The following is a 5,944-nucleotide window of genomic DNA, read 5'->3' as shown; positions in this document are numbered from 1 at the left end:
GAACAGCCGGCCCATGTTCCGAGAGCCGCAATTAAGGCGTCCGAGAAGGAACCAGAGCTTGTCTTGAGGATGCTCATTGCGGTAAACACTTCTTGTTCGTTTTGAACCGAAAGCGTGTCTGCCTGAAGTATCCGCTCGATGGCGCTGGCGATCTCCCGATCCGACATACCATAGAGACTGTCCAGCACCCACACGGTTTCAGCCATGGTCACAAGACTGATGAACCCAGGTTGCGTCTCGGTGAGGCGGAGTTCGATGATCTGAGTCGCTTGCGGTGACTGAATTGGATCATCCTGAGCGAGGTACCGGACGAGGATATTTGTATCGAGCCCAATCACCGCCGCATCCTGCGGTGCATTCCGTCGATAGCGCCTTCTGCAATCGCGCTGTCCATTTGTTCGAGGGAGACCCGCCGCCGCTTTTGTTTGGGAACAATCCCCTTCAAGGTGGAGGTCGGAACCTTGGGAAGAATGACCACGGTGCCGTCCGGATGAACAAAAAACTTGATGCGATCGCCAGGTTCGAGATGAAGGTGCTCTCGAATCGACTTTGGTATGGTTGCTTGGCCTTTGACGCTGAGTGCGGATTCCATAATCCCTCCCTTTACATATTAGCAAAAGTAATACCGTTCGCGAGTAGGGACGATCAGAGAGGGTCTTCGGCGTAGTACTCGCGCTGCCGTTCGATCTCTTGAGGATCCCGACATGCAAGTTCTTGAAACCCATACGCGCCGGTTTTCCGGGGGGCGATCGGCGCCCGAATGATCTCCCTGATGGGGTCGGCATCATCCAGTTGGCTGACATTGGCCTCAAGGTAGCGACGGGCAAGCTCTTTGATTCGATTCGGGTCGATCTCGAGGTTCTGAAACAGATTGTCGTCAATGTTGCGTGTGGGGTCGCAGACGCCGGTGCTTTGCAAGGTCTTCAGGTCGAGCACCTCGGCCATGTAGGGATCGCTGCCTTCTTCGGAAAGCATGTAATAGACGGTGACGGGTTTGGTTTGCCCATCGCGCCACACTCTTCCAATGGCCTGCTCGTGAACGCCCGGGCTCCAATCAGTCTCACCCTTGACAACCAGGTGGCATGAGTCCTGAAGGCCGTCGACACCGACACCGGAACGCAGCGAGAGAATCAAAAGCTTGGCATTGCCAGAGATAAAGTCGCGCTTAGCGGACTCTTTCTGTGAGATTGATTCTGTCCCGGTATACATGCGGAAGGGAAGGCCGGCAAATTTCGTTTTCCAGACGTCATAGACCGCGTGGTGCCAGCCAAAGAGAACAACCTTTTCTCCGGACTCAATCAGCATGCGCACAAACTCTGCGACGAACGGTGCCTTGGCGAGTCCTGTGGCAAGCCTCAGCTTGTTGTTGAAGTCCTGGGTCGCTCGCATCTTGTCAAAGCCGCTGCCTGTCGATCTGAGAAGGGCCTTGGCAAGTTCTGTGCAACTCTCTGTGACCTTTTCCAGCTCCTTATGGTCCGATGAGACCGGCTGCAGCACGTAGCTGCATGGAGGGAGCTCGCGGCCAACATCTTCGCGGGTGCGGCGCAGAAAGAAACCAGAGTTCCGCAGATGTTGCCCAAACAGCTTGGGGCTTGTCAGCTGCGGTTTGGCTTTTCCGCCGGTGCACCAGCGATGATAGAAGTCATCCCAGCAACCGAGTTCGCCGGGCGCGATGACGTTCATCACGTTGTGGATCTCGCCGCCGTAGTTGTAGATGGGGGTGGCGGACATCCCCAGCCGGTATTCGGCTGCATCGGCGAGGAGTTTGGCGGCTTGATATCGCGCGGAGGTCGGGCGGCGCAGTTCCTGCACTTCATCCCAGACGACAGTTTTGACGAACGTGGCGAGGTAGGGGGCCCAGCGCGGCAATGTCGAGTACGAAATGAGGACGATATCTGGGACAGGGAAGCCACCGACTCCTCCGATGGAGCCCAGATTGGACGGCTTGCCCGAGGTAACGATATGCGTCCGCAGCTTAGGGGCAAACTTCGCGAACGATTCCCGGACCTGGCGGGGCAGATGAGTTTGTGTCACATATACCGCGGGATGGAGTTTGGGATTGCTGAGTGCAGAGATCGCAGTAACGGTCTTGCCCAGTCCTACGGTATCGCCCAGCAGGAGAGTCTTACAGTGCTGCAAGATGGACGCGGCCATCTCCTGATAGTCCCGCGCGGGCAGAAGTAAATTGAAATGAGCCTGGGGCATCTCGTGATTCAAGAAGCCGTGAAAGTCTTTGGCTCGTTGGCGTCGAGCATCTGCGATACTGTGTATCCAGTCGAGGCCGTCACCCTCCAGAGGATAGTTCTCCATGAAGGCATCCAGTTCAACGCAATTGCCCTGAGACGCGTCGATAGAGAGCGCCGATGACATCTCATCTCGAGAGCAGGAGAATTTCTCCTTGAAGGCCTGTTCTACTTCTTCATCCTCTTCCAACGCGACGAAGATGTTGCCATGTTCCTGGGAAGCATTGACGGTTCCACACGCTGTCACACTCGCTCCTTTGGCATCAGGGCGCGAATAACATCGCAGCAATGAGTGGTGGTGTGAATCCTGTGTTGCTTTTGAATGTGATCGAGCGCATCGCTGAATGCATCGCGTTTCGCCGACTCAATCGTCGACCGAAGCCATTCAGATCCCAGGAGATGGAGACAAAAGGTGTGTCGTTTGTCTCGCGACCAGTTCCTTAAAATGCCGACAGTAAGAATGTCCGTATCCCCCCGACCATTGATTGCGGTGGCCAATTGCTCGATCCTTGCATTCGCGATCGCCAAACTGGATTCGGCCTGGATGGCTCGCGCATGTTGTTCCTCGGATACTATGGTTAGGTACTCAACCCTTTTTGCCAATCGTGCAATCTTCTCTTTCGGTGCCTCAACTGCTACCTGCTCCAATAACACCAGTGCATGGCTCATGGTCATACCTCTTTACCCACCGCATACAGCTGCTCTCTGTTACGCGTTGAATACGACAAACCCCGAGCCTTTGGGTTGTGGCAGCTTCCCAAAGGCTGACCATTTGATTCTCGTTTACCTGATGACTGCACAGTTACCTGCAATATCGGGTATATTGCGTTTATACCACAGTCAACTGCTACGTTTTTGGCGCTTTTGCCACCGGCCACCGGAGAACATTGGGCGCCTGCCTCCCGTGCGGTATTTGCGGCATTTGCTGGATTTGCCGCATGCATCGACTTCAGGACAGTTCGCGAAAGTATGCTTCCACATATCCGCCGAAATTATCGGTGATCTGGACGATGCCGCCGGGCAAGTACTGGATGCACTGGATTGTGAGGGTGCGGGAGCAGAGACCGTTGTCCGGGTCTGTCCATGTGACCTGGTCGCCTGACTGTAGAAGTTTGCGCCAGTTCTGCGGGCGGGGCCTCGATGGATGCTGAAGTTGCATGGTGGCCATGAGATTTTCTCCAAGTAAAAAGGTATGCGTAAGAATGAAAAGGCGCCCTTTAGGGGCGCCAATGTTGAGCAACGCGGGTAAATCGTTCGAAGCGGATCAGGCAGCTGAATTACGCAACGATTGAAGGCGTTTGTAGAGAGCTTCGCCAGAGTTGGTACGCAGCGCTTCCTCGTAGAGCAACTCCAGCGCAGACCATTCGACAACCATCGGAGCCCAGACGGGATAACGCTCGGCAACCTGAAACAGTCGTTTCTTCCACGCAGGGAAGAGTTGCAGCAGGCGATAGCAGCGACCAAAATCAGCCGGATCGTGCGGAACGTCCGCCCGGTCGATGGGAACACCCATTACGACGGAATAGATTGTCATGGAGCTGATCCCGGTATCGCGACCTGCGGCCCATTGTTCTGGAGTCGCGGGGACGGGTTCTGTATACGTCTTCGTTGTGCAGCGGGCATGGTCTTTACAAAACGTGTCTATGGCTGCGGCAGCGACGGTGAGCGTCTGGGATAAGCCGATATTGAGTCCCTGCCCGCAATTCTGGCAATGACCGAGTTCTCCGGCTGCGCCGCCGGCGACAACCCACTTGGGAGCATTCCTTTTGTTCATACAGACCTCTCTAACTTATCGGCGCAGATGAAGGGGCAATTACCGGGCTTCGGTGGGCATCAGTTCATCGGCAAAGTAGCAACCGATCTCGCCTTGGTGGTATCCGTGCGGATGATCTTCAACGAAGCGAACGACTGCGGCTGCGCGGAATCGCGCGAGTGGAAATGCGGATTCGAGGGACAGGATTTCCACTCGGCCCGAGGGCTCGAAGGGGGTCCTGCAGATGTCTCCGGGATGAAGAAGTTTCGGCTTCATCGTCAAGCCTCCTTGGATCATTCGGTCGGTGTGGCGGGGAAGAGAGAGCGCAAGTGCCGCGCAAGCTTGGACAAGGGTAAGTCGCGTTTGGAAATAACGCAGCTGTGAGATTTCGCGCCTCCACCGACAACGTGGAAGCGGCCGGTGAAAGGTTTCCACCGAACAGAAAACCACCGGCGCCTGGGCGCGGGTGACAGAATGGAAATTGAAGGTGGGAATTGTTTTCGGAACATGCGACTGCACCTAAAGAGGAAGAAAGCACCAGGTGGACGGAACTGCTCCACCTGGCACAGGGGTTTCACCCAAACAAGGATATTTGCCCGCTCTCTTCGCGAATCACGTAGAGAGAAGCACGACGACCGGGCTTCTTTGGATGGTGGCTGATTGCAAAGTCCACGAGCGCATTGCCGGTGTGAGGAACATCGGGTATACACTCAGGAGGTTCGACGGGTACGTCAATGGGAGTGGCTTGTAGTTCAACATCAACCGCAGCCATATCGACGACAGGTGGTATAGCAGTAATACCGAACGCTATCTGACGTTTGTCGCGCAGATCACGCCAAATCTTGTCGGCAGATTCACCGACATGATTATCGTTAACCAGCTCGCGTGCGAGGGCCGTCATCAGGTCTTCATCCCCCATTGCCTGCAAACCTTCACCGCTAAAACGACCTTCCGTCGCCATCGCAACTAAAGATTTTTTGCCCATCAACTTCAGGCACCTTTCCTGCATGGTGTCTTCGTAGTAGAGGAACTTAACTACGACTGGAAGTTTCTGACCTATACGCCAGGACCGGCGTGATGCCTGCCGCAAAGTATGGAGGCTATAGCCGGACTCGAAAAATACGAGTGTCGGAAAATGAAGCAGATCGAGTCCGGTCTCAACTAACTTCGGGTGGCAGACTACTACCTGCGTACCCTTGGCAACTTGAGTCTCGTACCACGCTTCCCGCTTTTCGGTGGGAAGGCTGGCTTCCATGATCGCCGTACGGATGCCGGCGCGCACGAGAACCTTTTCGATACGATGCAGAACAGAATGTTTGCCTGTATACGTGACAAACACCTGACAGCGTCTACCTTGCGCCAAATCCGCCTTGATCTCTTCAATCAGTCTGTCTTCTTTGCGAGAGTTAACAGATTCATCGAGATCTTGCGGAGTAACAATGGGAACGCGGACGAAACCACCCGCATCTTGATCGTAGACGCGCGCTGTAACGGTACCCAGGTTGAATGGATGATCTGGATAGAGAAGCAGAGTATTCAGCATGAGGCTGACTACACTGCCGCATCCATATTCCCGAATGGCATCTTTGAACGCGCGCTCGATGTCCCGGTAGGCACTTTCAAGTTGCGGCTCCATTTCCACCGAGATGACCTGCTCGTCATACGGGGGAAGGCAGGAGGCGATGTCTTCTAAGCTTATGAAAACTGTATTCGCCAACAAGAACCGACCGAACAGCATCGGAGAGGCGCCAGGCTTGCGTTTCACGGTAGTAGATTTAGTCGATCGACGGGAGCAGGCGTTGTCCTCCTCCTTCTCTTTCTTGACCGTTTCAATCACTCCGTACTGGCGCACAAAGTTCATGCGACCTTCACCGCCCCAGGCGAACCCTTCCTTAATTACCTGGGGAGCATCCATCCGATGCAGCAAATTGTAGCAATCGTCGGCATA

8 protein-coding genes are annotated in these 5,944 nt (G+C 54.8%); all 8 read right to left on the bottom strand.

The window, feature by feature from the left end; all coding sequences use genetic code 11:
- Positions 1-338 (bottom strand): type II toxin-antitoxin system VapC family toxin (locus ROO76_08660; GenBank protein ID MDT8068223.1); only part of this gene is annotated, 338 nt, incomplete at its 3' end.
- Positions 335-592: a type II toxin-antitoxin system PrlF family antitoxin gene (locus tag ROO76_08655; GenBank protein ID MDT8068222.1), complete on the bottom strand. Its 258-nt coding sequence runs from the start codon at positions 590-592 to the stop codon at positions 335-337. The genes ROO76_08660 and ROO76_08655, both read right to left, overlap by 4 nt.
- A gap of 53 nt (positions 593-645) precedes the next feature.
- The gene (locus ROO76_08650) at positions 646-2,490 is read right to left on the bottom strand and encodes a DEAD/DEAH box helicase (GenBank protein ID MDT8068221.1); all 1,845 of its coding nucleotides are present in this window, start codon (positions 2,488-2,490) and stop codon (positions 646-648) included.
- Positions 2,487-2,912 carry a hypothetical protein gene (locus ROO76_08645; GenBank protein MDT8068220.1) on the bottom strand — a complete coding sequence of 142 codons (426 nt, stop codon included), beginning with the start codon at positions 2,910-2,912 and terminating at the stop codon, positions 2,487-2,489. The genes ROO76_08650 and ROO76_08645 overlap by 4 nt, the downstream gene beginning before the upstream one ends.
- Before the next feature lie 280 nt (positions 2,913-3,192).
- Positions 3,193-3,411 carry a hypothetical protein gene (locus tag ROO76_08640; GenBank protein MDT8068219.1) on the bottom strand — a complete coding sequence of 73 codons (219 nt, stop codon included), beginning with the start codon at positions 3,409-3,411 and terminating at the stop codon, positions 3,193-3,195.
- A gap of 96 nt (positions 3,412-3,507) precedes the next feature.
- Positions 3,508-4,017, bottom strand: coding sequence for a hypothetical protein (locus ROO76_08635; GenBank protein ID MDT8068218.1), 510 nt, complete (start codon positions 4,015-4,017; stop codon positions 3,508-3,510).
- 39 nt (positions 4,018-4,056) lie between these two features.
- Positions 4,057-4,272: a hypothetical protein gene (locus tag ROO76_08630; protein ID MDT8068217.1), complete on the bottom strand. Its 216-nt coding sequence runs from the start codon at positions 4,270-4,272 to the stop codon at positions 4,057-4,059.
- A 298-nt stretch (positions 4,273-4,570) separates the two neighbouring features.
- The coding region (locus ROO76_08625; GenBank protein MDT8068216.1) for a helicase-related protein at positions 4,571-5,944 on the bottom strand (1,374 nt) is incomplete at its 5' end.

Source organism: Terriglobia bacterium (assembly GCA_032252755.1).
Taxonomy (GTDB): domain Bacteria; phylum Acidobacteriota; class Terriglobia; order Terriglobales; family Acidobacteriaceae; genus JAVUPY01.
This window is presented reverse-complemented; position numbering and strand designations above follow the sequence as displayed.

Coding starts and splice junctions, on each gene's coding strand:
- ROO76_08635 (MDT8068218.1), bottom strand. CDS start 4,017: ATGAACAAAAGGAATGCTCCCAAGTGGGTTGTCGCCGGCGGCGCAGCC.
- ROO76_08655 (MDT8068222.1), bottom strand. CDS start 592: ATGGAATCCGCACTCAGCGTCAAAGGCCAAGCAACCATACCAAAGTCG.
- ROO76_08645 (MDT8068220.1), bottom strand. CDS start 2,912: ATGAGCCATGCACTGGTGTTATTGGAGCAGGTAGCAGTTGAGGCACCG.
- ROO76_08630 (MDT8068217.1), bottom strand. CDS start 4,272: ATGAAGCCGAAACTTCTTCATCCCGGAGACATCTGCAGGACCCCCTTC.
- ROO76_08640 (MDT8068219.1), bottom strand. CDS start 3,411: ATGGCCACCATGCAACTTCAGCATCCATCGAGGCCCCGCCCGCAGAAC.